Source organism: Bacillus horti (assembly GCF_030813115.1).
Lineage (GTDB): Bacteria > Bacillota > Bacilli > Caldalkalibacillales > JCM-10596 > Bacillus_CH > Bacillus_CH horti.
Genome location: NZ_JAUSTY010000002.1, coordinates 332,490 through 355,957, shown reverse-complemented (window position 1 = coordinate 355,957; position 23,468 = coordinate 332,490). Strand labels below are relative to the sequence as shown.

At 37.9% G+C, this 23,468-nt stretch carries 27 protein-coding genes and 1 pseudogene; 5 read left to right on the top strand and 23 right to left on the bottom strand.

What is annotated here, in order from left to right:
• Positions 1–898 precede the first annotated feature (898 nt).
• Positions 899–1,033: a zinc ribbon-containing protein gene (locus J2S11_RS22260; protein WP_370875432.1), complete on the top strand. Its 135-nt coding sequence runs from the start codon at positions 899–901 to the stop codon at positions 1,031–1,033.
• 44 nt (positions 1,034–1,077) lie between these two features.
• Here the strand turns inward: J2S11_RS22260 and J2S11_RS03675 are convergent, their stop codons facing one another.
• The 4 genes from J2S11_RS03675 to J2S11_RS03660 form a co-directional block, all read right to left on the bottom strand.
• Positions 1,078–1,335: a hypothetical protein gene (locus J2S11_RS03675; RefSeq protein WP_307391068.1), complete on the bottom strand. Its 258-nt coding sequence runs from the start codon at positions 1,333–1,335 to the stop codon at positions 1,078–1,080.
• Positions 1,336–1,669: 334 nt separating this feature from the next.
• Positions 1,670–2,332 carry a hypothetical protein gene (locus J2S11_RS03670; RefSeq protein ID WP_307391065.1) on the bottom strand — a complete coding sequence of 221 codons (663 nt, stop codon included), beginning with the start codon at positions 2,330–2,332 and terminating at the stop codon, positions 1,670–1,672.
• Between the two features lie 20 nt (positions 2,333–2,352).
• Positions 2,353–3,381 carry a Kiwa anti-phage protein KwaB-like domain-containing protein gene (locus J2S11_RS03665; protein ID WP_307391062.1) on the bottom strand — a complete coding sequence of 343 codons (1,029 nt, stop codon included), beginning with the start codon at positions 3,379–3,381 and terminating at the stop codon, positions 2,353–2,355.
• Between the two features lie 372 nt (positions 3,382–3,753).
• Positions 3,754–4,017 carry an XtrA/YqaO family protein gene (locus J2S11_RS03660; RefSeq protein WP_307391059.1) on the bottom strand — a complete coding sequence of 88 codons (264 nt, stop codon included), beginning with the start codon at positions 4,015–4,017 and terminating at the stop codon, positions 3,754–3,756.
• A 197-nt stretch (positions 4,018–4,214) separates the two neighbouring features.
• Here J2S11_RS03660 and J2S11_RS03655 point away from each other — a divergent pair, with 197 nt between their 5' ends.
• The gene (locus J2S11_RS03655) at positions 4,215–4,400 is read left to right on the top strand and encodes a hypothetical protein (protein ID WP_307391056.1); all 186 of its coding nucleotides are present in this window, start codon (positions 4,215–4,217) and stop codon (positions 4,398–4,400) included.
• A gap of 28 nt (positions 4,401–4,428) precedes the next feature.
• Positions 4,429–4,589: pseudogene (locus tag J2S11_RS22255) on the top strand (tyrosine-type recombinase/integrase); the annotation flags it as partial.
• A gap of 111 nt (positions 4,590–4,700) precedes the next feature.
• On the opposite strand, the gene glnA reads toward J2S11_RS22255, so the two are convergent.
• The 9 genes from glnA to J2S11_RS03610 all read right to left on the bottom strand — a co-directional run bounded on the left by glnA (position 4,701) and on the right by J2S11_RS03610 (position 14,291).
• A complete protein-coding gene (gene glnA, locus J2S11_RS03650) occupies positions 4,701–6,008 on the bottom strand; it encodes a type I glutamate--ammonia ligase (RefSeq protein ID WP_370875435.1) in 1,308 nt (435 codons plus the stop codon).
• A gap of 169 nt (positions 6,009–6,177) precedes the next feature.
• Positions 6,178–6,594, bottom strand: a complete 417-nt coding sequence (locus J2S11_RS03645) for a MerR family transcriptional regulator (RefSeq protein WP_307391049.1) — start codon at positions 6,592–6,594, stop codon at positions 6,178–6,180.
• 293 nt (positions 6,595–6,887) lie between these two features.
• The gene (locus J2S11_RS03640; protein ID WP_307391046.1) at positions 6,888–8,168 is read right to left on the bottom strand and encodes a methionine gamma-lyase family protein; all 1,281 of its coding nucleotides are present in this window, start codon (positions 8,166–8,168) and stop codon (positions 6,888–6,890) included.
• A 145-nt stretch (positions 8,169–8,313) separates the two neighbouring features.
• Positions 8,314–9,576: a GTPase HflX gene (gene hflX, locus J2S11_RS03635; protein WP_307391044.1), complete on the bottom strand. Its 1,263-nt coding sequence runs from the start codon at positions 9,574–9,576 to the stop codon at positions 8,314–8,316.
• 117 nt (positions 9,577–9,693) lie between these two features.
• Complete coding sequence (spoVK, locus tag J2S11_RS03630; protein WP_370875431.1) at positions 9,694–10,632, bottom strand: stage V sporulation protein K; 939 nt, start codon at positions 10,630–10,632, stop codon at positions 9,694–9,696.
• 80 nt (positions 10,633–10,712) lie between these two features.
• Positions 10,713–11,627: a sensor histidine kinase gene (locus J2S11_RS03625; RefSeq protein ID WP_307391041.1), complete on the bottom strand. Its 915-nt coding sequence runs from the start codon at positions 11,625–11,627 to the stop codon at positions 10,713–10,715.
• 20 nt (positions 11,628–11,647) lie between these two features.
• Complete coding sequence (locus J2S11_RS03620; RefSeq protein ID WP_307391038.1) at positions 11,648–12,397, bottom strand: ABC transporter permease; 750 nt, start codon at positions 12,395–12,397, stop codon at positions 11,648–11,650.
• A complete protein-coding gene (locus J2S11_RS03615) occupies positions 12,394–13,308 on the bottom strand; it encodes an ATP-binding cassette domain-containing protein (RefSeq protein ID WP_307391034.1) in 915 nt (304 codons plus the stop codon). The genes J2S11_RS03620 and J2S11_RS03615 overlap by 4 nt, the downstream gene beginning before the upstream one ends.
• Before the next feature lie 296 nt (positions 13,309–13,604).
• On the bottom strand, positions 13,605–14,291 hold the full coding sequence (locus tag J2S11_RS03610; RefSeq protein ID WP_307391031.1) for a response regulator transcription factor: 687 nt from the start codon (positions 14,289–14,291) through the stop codon (positions 13,605–13,607).
• Between the two features lie 434 nt (positions 14,292–14,725).
• Here J2S11_RS03610 and metA point away from each other — a divergent pair, with 434 nt between their 5' ends.
• A complete protein-coding gene (metA, locus tag J2S11_RS03605; protein ID WP_307391030.1) occupies positions 14,726–15,634 on the top strand; it encodes a homoserine O-acetyltransferase MetA in 909 nt (302 codons plus the stop codon).
• Positions 15,635–15,732: 98 nt separating this feature from the next.
• On the opposite strand, the gene J2S11_RS03600 is transcribed toward metA, so the two are convergent.
• The 7 genes from J2S11_RS03600 to J2S11_RS03570 all read right to left on the bottom strand — a co-directional run bounded on the left by J2S11_RS03600 (position 15,733) and on the right by J2S11_RS03570 (position 20,400).
• Positions 15,733–16,320, bottom strand: coding sequence for a hypothetical protein (locus J2S11_RS03600; RefSeq protein ID WP_307391027.1), 588 nt, complete (start codon positions 16,318–16,320; stop codon positions 15,733–15,735).
• Positions 16,321–16,488: 168 nt separating this feature from the next.
• Positions 16,489–17,256 carry a DUF3891 family protein gene (locus J2S11_RS03595; protein WP_307391024.1) on the bottom strand — a complete coding sequence of 256 codons (768 nt, stop codon included), beginning with the start codon at positions 17,254–17,256 and terminating at the stop codon, positions 16,489–16,491.
• A 5-nt stretch (positions 17,257–17,261) separates the two neighbouring features.
• Entirely contained in the window at positions 17,262–17,669 is a 408-nt protein-coding gene (locus J2S11_RS03590; protein WP_307391022.1) for a DUF309 domain-containing protein, read from the bottom strand.
• 133 nt (positions 17,670–17,802) lie between these two features.
• The gene (locus J2S11_RS03585; protein ID WP_307391019.1) at positions 17,803–19,026 is read right to left on the bottom strand and encodes an RtcB family protein; all 1,224 of its coding nucleotides are present in this window, start codon (positions 19,024–19,026) and stop codon (positions 17,803–17,805) included.
• 91 nt (positions 19,027–19,117) lie between these two features.
• Positions 19,118–19,258 (bottom strand): hypothetical protein, encoded by a 141-nt coding sequence (locus J2S11_RS03580; RefSeq protein ID WP_307391016.1) that lies wholly within the window; start codon positions 19,256–19,258, stop codon positions 19,118–19,120.
• Between the two features lie 464 nt (positions 19,259–19,722).
• On the bottom strand, positions 19,723–20,073 hold the full coding sequence (locus J2S11_RS03575; protein ID WP_307391013.1) for a HesB/IscA family protein: 351 nt from the start codon (positions 20,071–20,073) through the stop codon (positions 19,723–19,725).
• Positions 20,074–20,214: 141 nt separating this feature from the next.
• Positions 20,215–20,400, bottom strand: a complete 186-nt coding sequence (locus tag J2S11_RS03570; RefSeq protein ID WP_307391010.1) for a 2-hydroxymuconate tautomerase — start codon at positions 20,398–20,400, stop codon at positions 20,215–20,217.
• Between the two features lie 204 nt (positions 20,401–20,604).
• On the opposite strand from J2S11_RS03570, the gene J2S11_RS03565 reads away from it, so the two are divergent.
• On the top strand, positions 20,605–21,153 hold the full coding sequence (locus J2S11_RS03565) for a YwhD family protein (protein WP_307391008.1): 549 nt from the start codon (positions 20,605–20,607) through the stop codon (positions 21,151–21,153).
• A 398-nt stretch (positions 21,154–21,551) separates the two neighbouring features.
• Here the strand turns inward: J2S11_RS03565 and J2S11_RS03560 are convergent, their stop codons facing one another.
• The 3 genes from J2S11_RS03560 to miaA form a co-directional block, all read right to left on the bottom strand.
• Positions 21,552–21,980: a BrxA/BrxB family bacilliredoxin gene (locus tag J2S11_RS03560; RefSeq protein WP_307391099.1), complete on the bottom strand. Its 429-nt coding sequence runs from the start codon at positions 21,978–21,980 to the stop codon at positions 21,552–21,554.
• A 252-nt stretch (positions 21,981–22,232) separates the two neighbouring features.
• Complete coding sequence (gene hfq / locus J2S11_RS03555) at positions 22,233–22,466, bottom strand: RNA chaperone Hfq (RefSeq protein ID WP_307391007.1); 234 nt, start codon at positions 22,464–22,466, stop codon at positions 22,233–22,235.
• A gap of 42 nt (positions 22,467–22,508) precedes the next feature.
• Entirely contained in the window at positions 22,509–23,447 is a 939-nt protein-coding gene (miaA, locus tag J2S11_RS03550; protein WP_307391004.1) for a tRNA (adenosine(37)-N6)-dimethylallyltransferase MiaA, read from the bottom strand.
• Between the last annotated feature and the right edge of the window lie 21 nt (positions 23,448–23,468).

Below are 23,468 nucleotides of genomic sequence, written 5' to 3'. Positions count from 1 at the left end.
GTCTCAAGCTATATTTGTCTGTATGTTTTAATTATACAAAAAAGCACCCTACAGGTAGACTTTTTTATGTGTCTACTCTATAGGGTACATTTTAAGACGGGGCAAAACCTTTATCAACCTTCAGCTAAAGTGATCATCAGCATATGGTTGAAAATCTGAAGCTAATGCACCTGTTGTTAATGATAAAACTAAAGCTAAAGTAAGTAGACCTGCGAAAATTTTTTCAGTTGTCCGAACAATGAGGGAAGTTCAATTCCATAGGTTGGAGCTCTGCCCACATAACACCAACATTTTCATGAAAAACTCTTCTCCTTTTACAATAAAAGCAATGAAATTTGTACAACCTTATGATATTGTGAATATAAGGAAAGATTTGAACGTGGTAAATAAATGATACTCAAGGGGGCTAGTTTAATGGAGTGGTATTACTGGGCTATTCTTATTGTCGGTCTTACGTTCTTTATATGGGATTGGAGAAAGCTTGTTTCAAAAAGGGATGCGAATTAGTAGAGTTAACTTATGTTGGCTCTATTTTCTTTTCCCTACAACAAAGAGAAAATATTGGTTTCTATTACTTTTTTAATTTTACAGAAATTTATTAATAACAAGGACTGTCATATAATTTTTTTTGCATGTTCTCCCTCCTTTTTCCTTGGGACTACGATAGATTGTATCATACAGTTAATGAGAATTGTTCTCACCTCTAAAAGAAAAAGCCACTCATTAGAGTGCCATCTTTTATTTCTTTAAATTCTGTCCAAGTAAATTCACCTATACCATCCTAGAAATCTGGCAATAGGACGAAGATAAGTATCCTCGGTACTCTTCTCATAACCTGCATTCTTAACCCATTTTGGTGTATTGATCAAATAGCTTACACATGTAGGAGGTGCTTCTAATGTCAACTACGGGAGAAAAGCCAGGAAAAGGTTATTACTCATGTACTAAATGCGGTCAAGTAGTCCATCTAGATGATCATACTGATACTTTGCCGCCATGTCGAAAGTGCAATAACACTACTTATAGACCTTAATGTTTAGAAAATCTTGTATGGCCACCTCTTCATATCCAAATATCTTACCTAAAATCCAATGGTCGTACGCTGTTTTGTGGAGTCTGCGGACTTGACTTAATGACTTCGAGTATATGAGGGTACTTATACACCCAGAAAGTTACCCAACCTTCGTATAGCTCCTCTGTATATGTCTGTAAACCTTCTTCTTGTTCGACTATTTCCTTAGCTTCTTTAACATGTCGATTTTGAAGGGGGATTGAAGCTGCAGGCTTCCCTCTTTTTACTAAGGTACAGTAAACCCTTAATTCTTCTTGGTTCATCAAATCACCTCTTCGTAACGATATAAGAGTTATATCTATGATAGGTATTAGGAAGCTATGCTATGCAGGTTTAATCAAAAAAGCACCCGTGATATACAAGTGCCTATACAAAGGTTTATGAATTTATAAGTTTTGCATACTATCATAGAACTCTATTTATAAAGCAGTCATAGTGCCTTTCCTACTTCTATTGCTTAACTGAATGAGTATGTTCAGGACAATACTTTTCTGTAGTGATGTTCTTGCATCCTGACTTATTATAGAATCTTTTTAATGGGCATTGTTCCTACCTCCAAAAGAAAAAGACACTAAAAGAAATGCCTTAATGAATAGTTTAGCTATTTTGTTGGGTATCTGTTAAATAATAAACGTTACCTACTAATTGTGCTCCTCTTACAGTCCTATTAAGGCTTATATTTTCTCTCTTTATTACTATGACTACTTCTTTTCTAAAAGAAGGATTTGACAGTTCCTGGGCTTTTGTGCCTGTTGAGATTATACCTTTATATACTCTTCTACCTGAGAAAAAGAACAACGGACATACACTAATAGCGTCAGTCTTAACGTATATGATAATAACATAAATTACTACCATTATGGAGACTGCTAAATTAATTGCTGATGAATGATCTAACGATATGAGAGGTAGTAGCAATGTCAGCAAGAAAAAAGAGTAGTCATTTGCACTTAATTTCTCTATTTTTCGTATAAAATAATCATTACCTTCTTTGCCAGGCTTAATATTTTTTTCATAACCAGACAAATAATATTTGATAGTTGCTATATACAAAGCTACTGTAAACACTAAAGCGATTAAAATAAAGTAAATTTCCAAAGCTAAGTTACTCAAAAAGACACTATCCTTGTTAAAAATCATCCTTATCTGCTGATCTAATCCAAAAAATTCATTACTAGTAATGAATCTAAAAATCATAATTAAGACTAGAGGGGTATATGTAACTACCCACAATATGGATTGCTCAACTTTCCCCCACATAGCCACCTATCCTTTCAAAATTAATTGTCTCTAAATTGCTTAGTAAGAAATGACTCGACTATTTTGTCAGAAAAAAAATGCAATAATGGAGTAACAGATTTATTGATATCGAACCTAACCTTGTAGTTAACCAAATCTAGGTGATCATATAAAGGCCAGAGTGCCTGGTATCTTTCTTTATAAGCTTTCTTCTCTTCATCCCCCTCAGGGATATCTGCTTTTATTCTTTTTAATTCTTCACACCTATTTTCAAACTGTTCCTCTAATACTTCTAGAGTAATATTTTTTATCTGGGCGATTCCTCTACTAAGGATAAATTTATTTGCACTTTTAACAAATTCGTCTACCTTTGACTCGCCATCAAAAAAACTCATTTGAGTAATGGTGTTCAGATTTGCATCCCTCTTTTGCGAGATATGATCGGTGTAATCGAAAGTATGTTCTAAAGTTTTAGGATTTATTACGTATATATTTTCCCCTAGAATAAACATTTCAATCTTCCCACCAAATTCAACAACATTATCGTTTTGCAAAACTAACTGCTGGCCGTGTCTTATTGTCTGAATTCTTTTCGTGCTCTTTTTATTAATAGCAGTTTTCTTTACGCCTCTATAATAAATAAAATATGCACTTTCAGAATTCATGGCAACTTCAATCACTTGAAATTTTGTTTCTAAATCCATAAAATCAGACCCGTTTTGAATTAATGATTGTACTAACTTATTTATTTTGGATTTGAGTGTAGCATCAAAATCAATAGTTAGTTTAGCAATATAGTCGTTTTTAGTTATTTCATGGTTGTAATCAGTAACATGAAATATTTTGTTTTCAGTCTCATCTGCATGTTTGATATCATTCAATTCTCTCCGAATACTACTTTTTAGGAATTTTCGCACGTCATCATGTAACAACTCTTTTTTTGCAATGTATAGTTCGTCGCTTTCACTTGCTTTTGTAACTAAGTACGCATGCAAATCAAGATTACCTAACTCCTGATCTGTCATTATACTAATCCGTTGAATTAGGTTGTTTGGTTCATTTAAGCACACAATTAGATCCCCCTTTATGTTTTTTACACATTTCTACAAAAGGGGACTATTTTCCTACAACTATCGTTCGACAAATAGCGACATAAGTAATAGGTGATACTTGTTCATTCCATCAATATACTACTGAAGTAATGCGTGTTCGGTTAATCTGTAGTGTTAAACTTAAAAAAGGAACATATGTTCCAATAAGAGAATATCATATTTTATTATCAAATGGAACCACTTAATGAAATATCCTGTGAAAAAAGATGGATTCGAGTTATTGCTTTAATTGTACAACTGTTATTACTAAGAGTTTTTAGTTTAATATTTGTGACTCAGAATAGTTTGTTTGAGGTGTTGTTTATGGTGACTTTTGAAACTATATGGGCTCTAGGTATTAGTTTTGCAGTAACGATAACCGAAGCCAATAAGCCACTTCGCACCTGGGGCACATTGCACTTTTTCAATAATTAAAACAACTCTCCTTCTACTTTTTCGAACTTCTGGATTTTTACCCTGACTAGTCTTAATGACAAATGTTCCATGCTCAGGTAATTCCACTTCTTTGACCTTTCCCTGCCTGATCATTACAGCCTTTGAATGCTGAGTAACTTCGATCTCTACCTTATCTGTTTTCACCCATTCGTTTGACACCTAAAATCCCCCTTCTGCCTTCATGCGCTGGACTTGTAGGAGGATTAACGCTTCATTGACTATCGTTCATATGGTTTTCCTCCCCTGAATAATGCTGGATGATATATTCAACTGCCATACTGCTATCTCCCTTCAACGAAACTTTTTATTTTGTAACTGCGTATTAAAAACTAAAGTATATTACGGAGGTATTACCAATGTCTGATCAAGTTTGCAAAGCCTGTGGAAGTAACTCATTTACTACTGGTGTAGTGGGTGGAGCATATTCAAGCATAATGCCAGTGAACAAGGTGTTTTCTACTGGTTCAAAAATGCTTCTTACCTTTTGCAAGAAATGTGGTGAAGTAGCATCAATAAAAGTAAAGAACCCTGAGAAATTTTGAAATACACTTACTGTACCTCCTCTAGGTCATTCTTCTGTTAGAATCCGGAGCAGATATGAAATATGTCCAGGAACGTCTTGGGCATGAAAAGTATTCAAATCACTGCAGATGTATATGTTCATATAACGAAAAAGATTGATACTGCAAATGGAAAACTACGAAAACTATGTAGACAAGATTTTGGAGTAAAATAAGTTTTATGTGGGTGTTTTGTGGGGGAAAGCTAATATAGATCTTTTCATTTGGTTTGACCCAAAAAACAAAAAAGCCCCGATACCGTAGTACCAAGGCTTTGAAGAATTAATACATGGAGATATATTGATCTCTCTCCCATGGATGCACTTGCGTGCGGAACATATCCCACTCAATTTCCTTAGCTTCGATAAAGTGAGTCACAGCGTGATCACCTAGAGAGTTGATGATAACCTCACTCTTCTTAAGCTCATCAATAGCTTCCTTAAGTGTGGAAGGTAAGCTTTGGATTCCAGCTTCATTGCGATCCTCTTCGTTCATGATGTAGATGTTACGGTTTGTTGGAGGAGCAAGCTCAAGCTTGTTCTTGATTCCATCTAATCCAGCTGCAAGCATAACCGCTAAAGCTAGGTATGGGTTAGCTGCAGGATCTGGGTTACGAAGCTCAATACGAGTGCTTAATCCGCGAGAAGCAGGAACACGTACAAGTGGACTTCTGTTTTTAGCAGACCATGCTACGTAGCAAGGTGCTTCATAACCAGGTACTAGACGCTTATAAGAGTTAACTGTTGGATTCGTGATAGCAGCAAAAGATCTAGCATGCTTTAGGATACCAGCAAGGTAGTGCTTTGCTGTTTCACTTAGGCCAAGCTCATCAGTATCATCGAAGAACGCATTCTCTTTTCCTTTGAATAGAGATTGGTGACAGTGCATTCCAGAACCATTCACTCCGTATAATGGCTTTGGCATAAATGTAGCGTGTAAGCCGTATTTACTAGCGATTGTTTTAACAACTAGCTTAAACGTTTGAATATTATCTGCTGCTTCAATAGCATTAGCATATTTGAAATCAATTTCGTGCTGACCAGGAGCAACCTCATGGTGAGAAGCTTCAATTTCAAAGCCCATTTGCTCAAGAGTGATAACGATATCTCGACGACAGTTTTCACCTAGATCAAGTGGTGCGAAGTCGAAGTATCCACCTTTATCATTAACTTCTAGAGTTGGCTCACCCTTCTGATCAAGCTTGAATAGGAAAAACTCAGGCTCTGGACCAACGTTCATAGAAGTGAATCCTAAATCTTCAGCTTCTTTTAAAACTTTCTTTAGAACACCGCGTGGGTCTCCAGGGAATGGAGTTCCGTCCGGGCTATATACGTCACAGATTAAACGAGCAACTTTACCTTCTTCACCAGTCCAAGGAAATACAACCCAAGTATCTAGTTCAGGATATAGGTACATGTCAGATTCTTCAATACGAACAAATCCTTCGATAGAAGAGCCGTCAAACATCATTTTGTTATCAAGCGCTTTTTCTAACTGACTTACAGGAATTTCTACGTTTTTAATCGTTCCTAGTAAATCAGAGAATTGTAAACGAATGTAACGAACATCCTCTTCCTTTGCTAACTTCATAATGTCTTCTTTAGTAAACGTTTTGGCCACAGTACAGTTCCTCCTCAAGAATTATAGTTTTCTAAAATGTATATAAAAATTAATTGAACCCAATTCCCTACAAACCTATCTTTTCCCTTATCAGCTAGCATAAATCCTAAAATTTCGTAAAGAGTCAAACAAAGAATGCTTAATGGAAAAACCTCGATAACTCCCCTTGAATCAGAGAGATTCGATCACGTGTTTGACCTGAAAAAAGCTCTGCTTTTAAAAGATCACGAAGCTCTTTGTCCGTAAGATCACGGTTAACTGCTGAGACCTCTTCTTTCGCTATTACTTCTTCCACTGCTTGTGCTTCTTGATCACTCTTCAGCTGGTAAATGGCTTTAATTCCAGCGAGATTCACGCCTTGCTCGATAAGGTCTTTTATCTCTAGTAAACGATCAATGTCGTTTAAGGAGAAAATTCTCTGCTTCCCTTCACTTCTCTCCGGGGTAATAAGCTGATGCTGCTCGTAATATCGAATCTGTCTAGCTGTTAGATCCGTAAGCTTCATCACAATACTCATTGGAAAAAGTGACATGTTGCGACGAATTTCATTCCCCATGAACGTACAGCTCCTTTCTAAAACGACTTATCCAATGGAGCAAACCGTTGTATTTCATGTCTTTCTACTCCCTATTGTATGGAATGGAATAAAAGTTGTCAAGGGAATGTCAGAAAACCTTACACACTATTTTGGCAGTATATCTGACACAACAAAAAAAGCCGAGCAGTGCCCAACTTTTGCTGTATATTTGCTATTTATTTTGTAGAAATGACAGTCACTTTGGTTTGATGAATAATGTAGCCTTGTTAGTAAATATACTTCATATACTTCATACAGCATTACCCTTAAAATTACTTAAAAAGTAACAGACCTTTTTTATTTAATTCATTTAAAGCTGTAAGAACTCCAATCTTAACATGCTCAAACGTTAGTCCTCCCTGAACAAAACCAAGATAAGGCGGTCTTAATGGACCATCTGCCGAAAACTCAATACTCGCTCCCTGAATAAATGTTCCAGCAGCCATGATCACTTCATCCTCATAGCCTGGCATAGCACTTGGATACGGTGTAACATAGGAGTTAATTGGTGCAGCCTTTTGGACTCCTTGGCAAAAAGCAATCAAAGCTTCCGCCTGATCGAATTGAATCGCTTGAATAAGATCTGTTCTAGGCTCATCCCATTTTGGTGTTGTATTAAAGCCAAGCTCTGTTAACAAGGCTGATGAAAAGACAGCACCTTTTAACGCCTCACCTACAACATGAGGAGCCAAAAACAAACCTTGATACATCTCCAGTAATGAGTACAGGCTTGCTCCGCCTTCCAAACCAATACCAGGAGCCGCTAGACGAGTACCAGCTAATTCGATTAGCTCCTTTCGCCCAACAATATATCCACCAGACTTAACAAGGCCGCCGCCTGGATTTTTAATCAAAGAGCCAGCCATAATATCTGCTCCTACATGAGTAGGCTCCTCTAGCTCCACAAACTCTCCGTAGCAGTTGTCCACGAACACGATTACGTTAGGATTCACTTCCTTAACCAACTTCACCAGCTCAGCAATTTCAGCTACAGTAAAGGAAGGACGATTGGCATATCCCTTAGAACGTTGAATTCCAATCACTTTTGTTTTACTTGTCATCGCTTGGACAACACCAGCTTTGTCCACTTGCCCCGTATCCAAAAGCTCAACAATTTTGTACTTCACACCAAACTCCGCTAGGGAGCCTGGTACACTTATAGGATTTGTTGGATCACCAATTACTTTGTCTAAAGTGTCATAAGGCTTTCCTGTGATGTATATCAATTCGTCTTCAGGTCGTAGTAAACCGAATAAGCATGTAGCAATAGCATGTGTACCTGAAATGATTTGCTGTCTCACAATAGCTGCTTCTGTTCCAAACACATGAGCATACACTTTCTCCAATGTTTCACGACCTAAATCATCATAGCCATAGCCCGTCGAAGGAGTAAAATGATGATCCCCCACCTCATGCTTGTGATAGGCGTCTAACACTCTCCACTGATTTTGCTCTACAATCTTACCAATTTCCTTTAGCCTACCCTCTATTCGGCTTTCTACCTGCTGCACAAGAGGATATAGCTTTTCTGATGCCTCTAAATGATTAAACATGTTGCTCTCCTTTACACTCACCAATCCTAGTAAGTCACATAGATCTTCTGTATATTGAATTGTTTTTTACTTGCTTCATTCTCTAACTTTCTTCCTCGTATTAGGAAACTACGAGCTTCACATAATGAATACCAAAGCTATGCCTCTATACGATATAAGGCTCTATAAGCTCTCCTAACGAATGATGCGGAGGGACAAATAAAGTAACCTCATATCCATCCCTTTCCTCATTCCACTCCTCATCCTGAATCAGTCCCTGCTGTCTACATTTAGCCACAACATGAGCTTGTTCACTAGGAACAAATAGCTCCAGCTCCTTCATCGTAGCCTTTAGCTCGTCCTCAATACGTTCTCTTAACAGCTGTACGTCTTGAACAGAAGTGGTCGAGATATACATATCCTTCTGATTGACCAACAGACCTTCAGCAGCTGGTTTATCCTTCTTGTTATACACCTTCACTTGAGCAATATGACCTGCACCTAGCTGTTGAATTAGCTTCTCTACCACTTCAATATGCTTCTGATGTAGCTCATCATGACTATCTATGACATGTAAAATCAGATCTGCTTCCTTGACCTCCTCAAGTGTGGAACGAAACGCTGCAATCAATGCCGTTGGCAGGTCCTGAATAAATCCTACTGTATCTGTTAATAGAACCTGGATTCCAGAAGGCATTTTCATTTGCTTTGTCGTAGGATCAAGAGTAGCAAACAGCTGATTCTCCACATACGTATCTGCATCAGTAATCTTGTTCAAAAGCGTAGACTTCCCCGCATTCGTGTACCCAACCAATGAGATTTGAAAAACGTTGTTTTTCTTCCTCCGCTCCCGATAGCGCTCTCGATGAGAGACTACTTTGTTTAAGGCTGTCTCAATTTCTCCCATTCTTCTGCGGATATGTCGTCGATCCGTTTCAAGCTTTGTTTCACCAGGACCCCTTGTCCCTATTCCGCCCCCTAATCTAGACAAGGATTTACCTCGCCCCACGATACGCGGAAGTAAATATTTATACTGGGCAAGCTCCACCTGTAGCTGCCCCTCCTTCGATCTTGCACGCATAGCAAAAATATCTAAAATAAGCTGAGTCCGATCAATCACCTTCACGGGCACAGACAGCTCAATATTTTTCAACTGACTTGGAGAGAGCTCATCATTGAAAATAATCATGTCCGCTCCAAGCTCATCAATGAGCACACAAATTTCTTCAAGCTTCCCTTTTCCAATATAAAAGGAAGAATCCACTCTATCCCGCTTCTGTGTCACCGTTAAAATAGGTGTAGCTTTGGCTGTTTCCGTTAATAAAGAGAGCTCCTTAAGAGAGCTCTCCACCTGTTCCTCTGTTTGCTGGGCTACGATACATCCGATCAATATTGCTTTTTCTTGTTTTCCATTAGAAGTTTCTTTCATATAGAGAATTCATTCTCCTTTAGCTCATCCATATTTGTACACATATTTTATCAAATTTCTAGGCTAGTGGCTACTTCTGTATTTGAGCTATAATTAAGCTTCCTGATTGTATAACCTCTAGTGCAAAGGGACAAAGTCCTCAGCAGAAAGAAACATAAGCTCCTGCTTAGAGCTATTCGGATGATATAACAAACGTACTGCATGCTCACGAATCGCTTTTTCAATTAGATTCCGCACTAGTCTGGCATTACTAAAATTCTGATGCTTATTCCGCATCTCAGCCGCCAAAAAATGCTGTAGCTTATTCCTAGCCTGCACAGATAGCTCATACTCCCGTTCAAACACCATTAGCTCGGCAATTTCTAAAAGCTCCGAAACAGTATAATTGCTGAATTCAAGCTGTACAGGAAACCTAGACGGCAATCCCGGATTAGAGGAAAGAAAATGCTCCATTTCCTTCGGATAACCGGCTAATATAAGTACGAATTCATCCTTATGATCCTCCATCGCCTTCACAAGACAATCGATCGCTTCCTTCCCGAAATCCTTCGTTCCACCCCGTGCCAAGGAATAAGCTTCATCAATAAATAAAATGCCTCCAAGCGCCTTTTTAACCAGCTCCCTTGTCTTTTGCGCCGTGTGCCCGATATACTCACCTACTAGATCAGCACGCTCCACCTCAACTAAATGTCCCTTAGAAAGCACATTCATCTCCTGAAAAAGTTTTCCTAAAATCCGCGCAACGGTCGTTTTCCCCGTGCCTGGATTCCCTTTGAAAATCATGTGTAGGGTTTGGTGTGCTCCCTTAAGTCCCTGCTCTTTTCTACACTGAGTAATATATAGCCATGCATAGATCTCATAGACAAAATCCTTCACATTGTTCAAACCAACCAAAAGATCTAGCTGCTTCATTACCCTGTCTAAGGCCGTATGCTTATGCTGCTGGGTCAACGTGTCACTTTGCTGCGTTATCGAATATGATGTTGCCAAGTCAGTCTTTAATGGAAAAGTTACGTTAATCTGACCTGAATGCTGACGAATTACAGGTCTTGCCACAATCTTTCACCTCGCTTAATCCGATGTCCTTTTACTATACGCAGATGCCTAGGAAAAGGTGAAAGAATCCCATTCTATTGTCATTTCAACCCCATTTTCTTAAACCTTACATCAATCAGAAATTCGTTGTCACGAACGTCGGCAGCAACTGTCCCTTCTTGTTTGCTTATAAGCTGTTGAACAATATGGAGGCCTAAGCCAAGCTGCCCGCCACTACGACTAGTATCCAATCTAAATGATCGATCGAAAATTCGATTAAGCTCAGTACGATCAAACTGGTCAACATCATTTACGACTCTTAATCGGAAATACGTTTCTTCTTCAATCAAGTTAACGGAGACATAGCTTTTGGCATACCCTAATGCATTTTGAATGATATTGGTTACAATCCGGTTAGCTGCCTTCTTGTCCGCTAAAATAGGCGAGACGGTCACCTCATCCATATGTACCTTTAATTGATTTTTTTCAAAATCATTGTAGAACACTAGCATTGTTTCTATAACTATTTTATCTAAAAACTGTTGATCTAGGATTAATGGCTTATCTAAGGAATCAATCTGAGATAATTCATAGAAAGTATCAGCAGTCATTGTGAGATGGTCAATTTTCTTTTGAATGATACTTAGAAACTCTTTCTTTTCTGCCTCAGATAAAGACGAATCCGTTAACAGCTCGGAAAAGCCTTTAATGGATGTTAAAGGGGTTCTCAAATCATGCGAGATGTTTGTCACTTCTTGTTTGAGTTCTTTCTCTTTCTTAATTAAGTTCTGCTGATCTTGCTTGAATAAATAAATAAGCTGGTTGATTTTCGTAATGAAGTTAACCAGGATTTTACTATGAGTATTTGTGCGAACCAATTCATTGGTACCAAAATTACCGATAATCTCTTCTAATTGCTTCGTCATTCTTTTCATATCCCAAAGGAGAAGCAGAAGCATCCCAGTACTAATCATTAGTAGAAAAATCAAAATGATGATGATCAACCAGCTGTTCACTTTCTTTCATCCCTTCTCCATCAATGAATTTCTTGCTTAGCAAATCTTCTTGATCCTATTAGTAAAACAATCACCGACATCACGATACCAGTAAGCCAAGGCCGATACTCGGATTGAACATCTTGTGCCATAAAGCTCATTAAATTTTCGTTTAATAGAGTACTCGGTGCAAATGTATAGAGTTCATTCATTCCTGAAATGGATTGGAATAGTATTCGTACTAAATCACCAGAAAATAGGAAGAGGAAGAGCAACATGATAAGGATATAGACATCGCCGACCTTTAACATCTTTAGTACATGGATAAGAAAAAATCCACTAACCACAATGGGTACCATATTTAAACTAGCTATTAGGAAATTCATAACCGATTGATCCTCACTAATCAAAAGTCTCTCTCCCAATACAATGGTTAAGGCTAGACCCATTACACATATCAATAGAAAATAAATGAAGGTTAACATAAGCTTTGACCAGAAGATGGTGTTCCGAGAAACACCAAAGGAGATAGATTGTTTGACGATAGCCGTGTCCTTCCCAGTAAGGGTCAAATTAAAGAGTAATCCTATTATCATAAGTAATAGGCCACTACCAATCACGTTTGAATAAAAAAACAGGCTAGTTCCGTAAGGAAAATCTGGATCGGCATTTTGAGTAAAGTATAAAACAGCCGCGGCTGCAACAATTAAGGCTAACCCAATGACACTCGTAACATAGAGCCCTTTTTTGCGTAGCAAGCGATAATGTTCGCTTTTGATATAATTTATCATTTTTCATTCTCCTCCACTAATCCTAAGAAATACTCTTCTAATTTCAGTGCTTCGAAACGAAACTCCATCACTAGCACACCATTTGAGGTTAAAAGGCGATTAATCTCTCCACCTTCATCCACATGATTTTGAATCGTCACGATATGATTAGGAAGAACTTTATATTGGATATCTGCATAGGCTTGCTCTAACAATTGTGCTGTTTTGGCTGTATCATTGACCTTAAGTAGGATTTGCTTTTTACTTTTTTCATCTAACGCCTCTTTGCTCAAATCATCGACAATGACACCATTCTTAATAAAGACAAAACGCGTAGCTAATAATTGTAATTCACTTAAGATATGACTAGAAATGAGGATGGTTATTTGTTTTTCTTCATTTAGCTTCAATAATAACTGACGAATCTCCATAATGCCCTCAGCATCTAAACCATTAATGGGCTCATCCAGCACTAAACAATCTGGACTACTTAGAAGACAAAGGGCGATCCCTAGTCGTTGTTTCATTCCCATTGAATAATCTTTAAACCGTTTCTTCTTTTCATTGGCTAAGCCAACAATTTGTAAGACCTCATAAATCCTTTTTTTCTCAACGACCCCTCGTTGAATTCGAAAATACTCTAGATTTTGAGTGGCAGTAAAATCCGGAAAAAATTCAGGTGTCTCTATCATAAAACCCATTCTTTTTTGTGCCTTGGTCGTTTCCTTGCCTGATTTCCCAAATAAGTGAATGTCTCCGGCAGTAGGAATTAATTGTCCCGAAAGCATTTTAAAAAACGTCGATTTTCCTGCACCATTTTTCCCGATTAAGGCACAAATTTCTCCTTGGTGTAATGAGAAATCAAGCGGCTTGATGACTTCTTCTTCTTTAAAGATTTTCTTCAAATGAAAGGTTTGAATAATGGTATCCATCTTATTGACTCCTTCGCTAAAATGAGGCCACTGGAAAAATACAAATCAACTTTTTCAGCGCCTTTCATTAGAGTAGCAATAGCTTCACACGTTGTGCACCTGATACGAGAAACCACTAGTAATCAGGCTTTCAGAACAGACCACGGTTACGCACATTGCTTAAGGTCATTGAAAAAAAGCTGAAAAAAGTTAAAGATCAAACTTTTTTCAATGACCTTTCAAACTCTGATTACACTAAGTTTAGCTTAGGAGTCTTTAAATTCCCTTAAGCAAAACATAAAGAAATCATAAAGAAATTAAATGAGCATGAAGCCTACTCCCCAAATCGTTTTTATATACTCATCAGCAGTGATTTCGGCCATTTTTTTACGAAGATTCGAGACATGAACACTAATCGTATTGTCATCGCCTAAGTAGGTTCGTTTCCATGTTCGTTCATAAATCTCCCTCTTGGAAAAAGCACGCTCTGGATGATTAATGAATAAGGAGAGGATTTCAAATTCCGCATGCGTTAACTGCAGTTCATTGCCTTCTAACGTTACAGATAACTTTTCTGGATTGATCTTAAGTCCCCGCCATATTTTTTCTGGAGTTCGTGATGATTGCCCGCTTGATTTTCGTAATTGAACCTCAACTCTTGCTATAACTTCTTCTTGATTAAAGGGCTTGGTTATATAATCATCTGCACCCATTTTCAATACTTGTACTTTACTTTCGATGTCAACCTTAGCGGATATGACAATAATGGGGATATCACTATCTTCCCTAATCAGATTAATTAATTCTTCTCCATTTTTCCCCGGTAACATCAAATCTAATAAAATTAAATCATAGGTTTGATTCTTAAGCTGTAACAGTCCTTCTGTACCAGAATAGGCTACAACTGAATCCAGCCTTAATTTTGTGAAAATCACACTTAATAATCTGCTAATTTCTTGGTCATCTTCAATAATTAAAATTCGTTTACCTTCATTCACAATCATCAACCCTTTTTGTTCTAATTGATTAAATTTCATTATAGCTTATTTACTTGATTTAAATAGTGACTGATTCGGTCTAAAAATGTTGACGGAATCATATAAGGCTGGAAAACACAACTTATCTCTTCTGTTCTAAGAGCCAAACTGAAGAACTAGATTAGCATATTCCTCAATCGGAAAACCTTTTTATTATGAATAATCTAAGTTATGTTTCGCTAATTTTATAAGTAGCCTATACTTTCTGAACCTTCTTGACTATAATAAAAGGAATTATGTAGCTAGAAAAAAAGCTCCGTCAAGCTACCAAGCTTCTTAAATTAGTCATGTAGAAAGCTAATACATATGAACCACATTTATTTAAACTTTCATCCTTAAAAAATAAACCTATTCAAATTGTCACACATATGTTAACAATACTATAAATTGGAGGGGAAATTATGCCCATCAATATGCCTAGTAAGCTGCCTGCAAAAGGAATCCTACAACAAGAAAATATCTTCGTCATGGCAAAAGAAAGAGCCGAGAGCCAAGACATTCGCCCTCTTAACATATTAATTCTTAATCTAATGCCGGAAAAAATTAAAACAGAAACCCAAATCATGCGTCTTATTGGCAATACAGCGATACAGGTTAACGTTGACCTGCTTAGACCAGATTCACACACACCGAAAACGACCTCTGAAGAGCATTTAAAGGAGTTTTATCAAACATTTTCACAGATAAAAGACCGTCGCTACGACGGTATGATTATTACCGGGGCACCAGTAGAACGGCTAGAATTTGAACAGGTTACCTATTGGCAGGAGCTAACGGAGATCATGGAATGGTCTAAAACTCACGTTACATCTACCCTACATATTTGCTGGGGGGCCCAAGCTGGACTGTATTACCACTATGGTGTACCTAAATATGAATGTGGAGCAAAGCTTTCAGGCATTTACGATCATCAAGTGCTACAGGAGCACCATAGACTGTTGCGGGGCTTTGATGAAGAGTTTTATGCTCCTCACTCTAGGTATACGGAGGTTAGACATGACGATCTAGAGGAGATTGAGGATTTAGAAATCCTAGTTGAATCAAGTGAAGCAGGAGTTTACCTCGTTGCTTCAAAAAACGGGAAGCATATCTTCCTATCCGGGCATCCCGAATATGACTGCTACACCCTGCATGAAGAATACATGAGAGATATTGAAAGGGAAGATCAAATCGACCCACCAGTACATTATTATCCGGACAACAATCCTGAGAAAAAACCAAGACATACCTGGCGCTCCCATGCCCACCTCTTATTTATGAATTGGCTGAACTATTATGTGTATCAAGAAACTCCGTTTGAGTGGGAGTAAAATTTATGATCTATCAATTAATCATAATCAAAAACCTACCCTCAACTTAAGTTGAGGGTAGGCAAGTTCACCTTTAAACTGATTTTATTAATGGTTATTTATAATAGTTTCTCTTTGTCTTGATTTCTTTTTATACACTCTTCAAGGAGCACCTTATAAAAATAGATATCCCAATGTTTTTTTACAGTTCTATTTTTCCACCACAAAATTATAAAACTTTCTATAGTAATAAAGGCTATTAAAAACATACCTATTGGTAAAATATTAGATGTTAGATGTTGAACTAACTCTTTTGATTTTTCATCAGTAAAGTTTACAAGATCGTTTGTACTCATTTGTCCGCTATCCCTAATAACTGAAAGGAGATTCCCCAATAAACTATTGGAAACTTCCGAAAAAATTGTAAATGTAGAAATCATCAAGGTAACAAATAGTGTGATAAATGAGGTTAACACTATTGTTTGGATTTGTTTAGCATTTGTTGCTTCTTTACTGTAGATATCATATTCAGATTCTATTTTTATTTTTAAAGTTGTAAGTTCATCTAAGCTGTGAGTTTTGCATAGTGACTCTTTCAATATTTCAATATTTTTCAAACTATCTTTTTTTAAACATACCGTACTTTCTAATTCTTGTATATATTTTTTAGCAGATTTGAAGTTACTGAAATCAAGCTCATTCTCCAACAATTACACCTCCAAATTTTTAAAGATTCATTTCGACAAATAACTACTTTTTTCCTGCTAGTAGAAATAATAGAATTCGATTTTTGTTAAAAAAAAAAGACAGATTAAAAGGAACCTGTCTGAATTGAAAGTAATATTGTTTCTTTCAAGATCTGAAAATTTTATTAGTTATGCCGTAAAACAAACCTTCCTTACCTCAACCTCTGCTTTCTCATAGGCTTTTACTAATCCAGAACGCCCAATCTCATGTTTCTCTACTCGCTTATAAGGGACCTGAACCTCAATCTTTTTTGCCAAAGGAAATGGAGCCAAGCGAACAGTATCAACTGATAACCACTCAGGAACAATAACCTCATGATTGAGAGTTTCAAGCTTTTGCTTAAAGCCCTGCCGATACCAAGGAAATTCATCATTTTTCGTGACACCAGGTTCATTCAAGCAAATATAAAGAGAGGCATTATCACAAAGCTGAATCAGTTTGAAATAATAAGGGATTCTCCCAAGCTCAACTCCTTGCTCCTCAAGCTTCCCCCTTATCCTTTCCTGCCTCCCCTGCTCCAAGGCTAGGTAGTTCTGAATTGCTTCATCCTCTTCATCTAGATCAAAAAAAGATTCATAATGCAAACTACACAATAACGCAGCAAAAGGATTTTGCGCTTCAACCTCATTCACACCTTTTTCATAGAAGGCAAGCTTTGGTCTCATCGGAAAGTCCATAAAAGAATACGGTGCCATCTGCTCATCATTCCAAAAAGGCGTATGATCCAAATCAATCCATCCTCGGTCATGCTCTTGAACAGCAAATAAGAAATCCTTTCTATGCTGCTCTGTTTCAAACCACTCTACCGGAAGACCTTTAGCAAATTGGGCGGAAGCATCGGCATGATCATGCTGAGTCATCATGATGAAATCCTTATCTCCTTCAAAAACAACCATTGCTCTTAGCTCCTCTCCTCGACCTCTTTGTGAATAGAATCCACCATTAGCTGTAGCTCTTCATCTGTTATATCAATCGTTAAATCATAAAAATCAAAGGGATGCTCCTCTAGCTGTCTCAGCTTGTATAAATATTCTTCAGCTTCTTTTCGTATTTTACCCACATGAATACCTCTCATGTATTCAGGATATGGCTGAAGCTTCTCCACTGCTCCTTCAAACAATAGAATGGAGCCTTTAGGATTATTCCACCGATAGTGATACAAACCAACCGCAACCTGTAAAAGCCCCTGATAAAACCGATCCCGCTGCGTCTCAAACCAAAGCTCCTCAAGGACATCGTGGCACTCGTAATAATCCCTTTTATAATTAAAATAGTACAAAAACAGCAGATATAAATAAGAGTAATTCATCTCCTACCACACCTCTCCGTCAGAACACCGTCCCACATTATTAATTAAGTAAATGATATTAAAATGTCTTCAAGTCAGTTCAATTTAATATTAATAATCAATCACAAATTAAAGCATCTACTCAGAGCTTACCCTAATCCTTATACGGATCAAATTCGTTAGCCCCAGCCATACACACTCCAATTGGTTTAAGCACATGCATCACATCTAATGTTTCCTTATGCGCCTCCAGAACCGTTGCTAGCTTTTTATACACAAACGGGCTCTCATCTGTCCCTGCACCTCGAAGCTCTACACCATATGCATCTATAGCTTCCTCCATCTGCTTAGGAGTAACCTTACCACCAGAACGAGTTTTTGTCTTCCAATTCATTCTTCCAGCCGCTTCCGTTCTACTCATAATTCGACCTGCACCATGAACCGTGCTAGAGAAAGCTTCTTTGTTCTCCTGCGAGTCCTTTCCTTTGACTATAACAGAGATATCCCCCATACTTCCGCCAATAAAACCTAGCTGATCCGGGGCAGAAGGAGTGGCACCTTTACGCACCACGTAAACATCCTTGCCATCATGCTGTTCTTTCCAAGCAAAGTTATGATGATTGTGTACCTCGAAGGTAGGCAAAGCTCCTAATATTCCTAGCACCTGCTCAATCACATAATCTCGTCCAGCATACGCATATCTTCCAGCTAGATTCATCGCCTTAAGGTACATGTCTCCGAATTCACTTTTTACGTCTAGCAGAGTTGGGGCTTGATCCATACTCTCTCCAGGAGCTTTATCCGAAAATTTTCGGCCATTAGCTAGATTTAAAAAGCCACTGGCTGTCTTATGACCAAAGCCACGACTTCCAAAATGATTAGCCAACCATACATCGCCCGTAGCTTCCTCTACAAAAATATCAACAAAGTGATTCCCACTCCCAACCGTTCCTAGCTGCTTCCTTGCTAACGCCTTCAATGCATCATGCTCATGAACACCAATTTGCTTATATACATTCCAATCCTCATCATCAAAAAGCTCATGATCAACTCTCTCATTATTGTTGCGACCAATACCAAAAGAGATACCCTTTGCAATCTGATCCATGATTCTTGGTAAACTATCTTTTACTTGATCATGCTTTAAATTCGTTCGAACCGCCTTATTTCCACAAGCAATATCATACCCTACACCTGATGGGGAAATCTGACCATCATAAACAACCACACCTCCCACCGGCTGCGAATATCCTTTGTGATGATCTGCCATCAAAAGTGTTTGCACTACATTTCCATGCATAGAACACGTTACGGCTTGGGATACGGCGTTATCCTGAGGCTCACCCCATACTTTAACTCCATCTATGATTTTGTACATGTTGTTTCCCTCTCTTTATGCCTTATCTTATATTATGTTTTGTTTTGTTTTTAGTAAAACTTCTCTAATAATTACAACTTCTGAATCAATATCAATCATCTAAAAGAATACTGCCATAAAGCACTTTGAAATCTGGATTTGGTTCAATTTGAATGAGATATGGAGTTCTTTGATTAATACTTTTCGTATTAACAAAATAGGTTTCATTTACTTGTATCAGATGCCACACCATTTCTTCCCTGACCCCAATTAGAATATCCTCATACCCATTTATATTATCATGAGATAGCTGCCTAAATATAATCGTGTATTCACCTTGGTTATTGTGTTTATCTAGTACTAGTCCAGATTTTGAGATCCTGAATACTCCTTACTTTGAAATAAAAGAATTGAAACAGCTCCTAGGAAGATCAATAAAAGCAGTATTGTCATTTTACCTTTTCTATTCTTCTTCATGTCACTGCACACCCTTTACATTCAAATGTTCATCCAGTAAAACAGGGTACTCATACTTTATTATTATAACAATAATTTCCTTTCATTTAGCACATAAAAAACAAAAAACACCCCCAACAGATTATCAAAATTCCATTAAAGGTGTATCGTAACAACCCTAAAGGCTATAAGTAGGGTTGTTCAATAGTATTAAGTGATTACAAATCATTAACTCCACAAACAGTTAATAACCCTCTATCCTTAGCAATCAGCAGGCTTACCCTCAGCCTCAGCAGTTCTAAAGCTAGAGCCACAGCCACATGAAACCGTTGCGTTCGGATTATTAATCGTAAAGCCTCCTCCCATCATCGATTCCTTGTAATCGATAACAGTACCTTTAATAAAACGCTCACTATAATCATCAATTAGAATTTTAATCCCATGCTGTTCAAGCTCAGTGTCGGTATCATTTTTTTCTGGATCAAAGCCCATACCGTATGAGAAGCCGCTACAGCCACCCTCTTTAACTCCGACACGTAGGAATGGATTGCCTTCCTCGTTCTGAATCATCTCTTTTATTTTGGAGCTTGCATTTTCCGTAATCGTAATCATCAGTTATCCCTCCTTTGATCTTGGAGTGTTCAATAAATAGGAATTGCTTCTATAAGTAAAGTATAACAACTTTTCATAAAAGGATACAAGAATTTCGCTTACCTAATCAGTCTTACCCCGACTAAGCATTCATTCTACTGTCTATTCTTCACTTAAAAGCTTACCGTCAATCGCATAATGCTTCTTATTCAATTCCTCAATAAAAACAACAATCTTCTCCTTCGGTGCAGCCGTTGTTTCATGAACAGCCTGAGTCACCTTATCCACCAATGCCTTTTTTTGTTCATCGGTACGTCCTTCTAGCATCTTTACTGTTACGTATGGCATGTTATTTCCTCCTTCAATTACTATAACTGACTAAATTAAACTCATCTAAATCGCCTAAATCAAGAGTGCTTCAAATGCATGCTTCCCCTGAATATGGTATGATAGGAACAAAGAAAAGGAATGATTTAGTAACCACGTTCCTATTCGTTATATTGTATCATAGCATTAATTTGTATTGGACGGAAGTAGAAAGGATAGATGAACATGGACGTAAACAACAATAATAAAAATAATGAACAAGGCACTGAAAAAAAGAAAACCACACAAAGCTTCACCATCCTCAGTGGTGATTCAACAAGCGGACACGGTGGTTTTGGAGTGGGAACCCTAAGCTTGGACAATATTTCACCTGTGATCATTGATGTTCAAGAAGGAACGGCAGTCGTAGACATGGGAGCCATGCATGCAAGAAGTGCTATAGAGAAGAGAATTAAGTTCCTTCCTAACAAAGAGGAGGTTCCTAATGGCCGACCTTTCTGGATGGTATGGGTTGCTATTGAACGTTCACCAAAAGGTCCTTACTATGCAGGAGTAACCGCGTGTGAATTCACAGTTGATGAAGAGATCCGTAGAGGCTATAAAAATCTAGCTGAGCATGTTAACAAAATGGATAAGTCACTGAAACGGAAAATCATGGTCGATTTCATGGACGACAAATCCAAAAACATATTGGCTGAGTTCCTCAAAGGCTTTAACGAACAAATGTGGGAAAATTCCACTGATGAACTGAAACAAGGACTTAACGCGGTGTAAAAAGCTAATTTATCAATAGCCCCTTTTAAACGTCTTTATACCACGACTGGAAACGGCGATAAGGGGGATTCATCAAGGCTCTGCCTTGGGCACAACTGCATTAATTCTCTGACGGTCATAATTGCACCTTAAAAGCCTAATTTTGAGCTTTGAACTCTCTAACGGTCATAATTGCAACTTAGCCATTCATTTCTGACCCAAATCACTGAATTATTCGTTCTAACGGTCGAAAATGACCGCTAGAGATCCAACAATGTAAAAATTGCTCTCCAAGGGTCAAAAATGTCCGTTAGAAATAAGATATAAATGAAATCTGAACCAAAAAGAGCTGTCCATTTGTAAAAATCTACATTTTGGACAGCTCTTTCACGTATTTACACAGTCTAAGTATTATTTAATTACTCACAATGCTGATCATACAAAGTAGTCAGCTTATTTACAATCGTATGGATATCGTTGTCTTCAATTTCATGACGCTCCACCATACCCATGATTTTACCATCCTTCATTAAAGCAAACGAAGGAGAAGAAGGTGGATATCCTTCAAAGTATTCTCTTGCCTTAGCTGTAGCTTCTTTTTCCTGACCAGCAAAAACCGTCAAAATATGATCAGGCTTCTTGTCATGCTGTAAGGAAGCAACAGCTCCTGGACGCGCTAAACCTGCTGCACAACCACATACAGAGTTCACAACAACCAACGACGTACCCTCTAAACCTTCAAACGCCTCTGTTACCTCTTCTGGTGTCAAAAGCTCTTTAAAGCCATGCTGAGTCAGTTCATCCCTCATTGGCTGTATCATTGATTCCATATAATTATTAAAAAACATATTCAAGATATATCCCTCCAAGAATACTACATATATTTTCTTCCTTAGAGTTCCTCAGACCTTTGTTTAACATGTATTTAGCTCTTAAAGCTAATAAGTACAGATCATTAAACGTACTTCTACATTTAATTTAGTTAACATTTAACCTTGCTTAAAGGTCAGGAATGTCCAAGGTTCCCTACACCTATTGTAGCACCGACCTTCTTATAAAGCATCAAATATGCTGATACTTAAAAAAGCTGATCTAGCTGACTAATCCTGCTGCTCAGGCATTAAGGAAACAGGTCTTGCTGGAGTAAAGGTAGAAATAGCGTGCTTATACACAAGCTGCTGCTTACCTTCACTATCAATGACAATGGTGAAATTATCAAAAGCTTTGATAAAGCCTCGTAACTGAAAACCGTTTAATAAATACACGGTTACAGGAATGTTCTCTTTTCTAATCTGGTTCAGGAACGTATCTTGAATATTAATAGATTGTTTCATGAAAAGCTGCCTCCTCATTTATACTATATTTATTTATATTCGTCATTGACTTAAACTTTCCTTCACATATTCAGTAATTCTTTCTTTTGTACCTGACCACTGAGATAAATCAGTGACATCAAACCAAGTAATTTCAGAGACGCGCCTAAACCAAGTGAGCTGACGCTTAGCGAAACGCCGTGTATTTCTCTTTAAAAGGTCGACAGCCTCCTCCTTTGTACATTCCCCTTTTAGATAAGGCATAATCTCTTTGTATCCAATCGCTTGAAACGATTGAGCTGATAAAGGGACTCCTTGCTCAAGCAAGCCTTGCAGCTCTTCAATTAGTCCATCCTGAAGCATTTGATCGACTCGGCGATTAATACGCTGATAAAGCTTTTCGCGATCCATAGTCAAACCTAGCATAACCAACTGATAAGGGGATTCATTTTGCCAATCTCCCTGAAATTGAGCCATGCTTTGGCCCGTCACCTCTAGAACCTCCAAAGCTCTTATCACTCTTCTAGCATTATTAGGATGAAGAGTCTTAGCGAACTCCGGATCTCTTTGCTGTATTTGCTCGTACAGCGCATCTGCTCCGTGTTCCTCTAAGTAATCATTCCATTTTTTTCTTATTATATCATTATTACCATTTTCGGCAAAGGAAAAGCCATGAGTAATTGACTGAACGTAAAGTCCAGTCCCCCCTACTAAAATAGGAACCTTGCCGCGCTCGCAAATCTCCGAAATTTTTTCCGAAGCTAACGATTGGAAATCTGACACAGAAAAGCTCTCATTAGGCTCAAGGATATCAATGAGATGGTGGGGAACTTCCTGCATCTCCTCCTGTGTTACCTTTGCGGTTCCTATATCCATTCCTTTATACACCTGCATCGAGTCTCCAGAGATAATTTCCCCTTGAAGCCTTTTAGCTATATGTATGCTTAAATCTGTCTTTCCTACTGAGGTTGGTCCGATGATACTCACTAACGGCTGCTTCATAGCATCTACTCCATCTGTTAC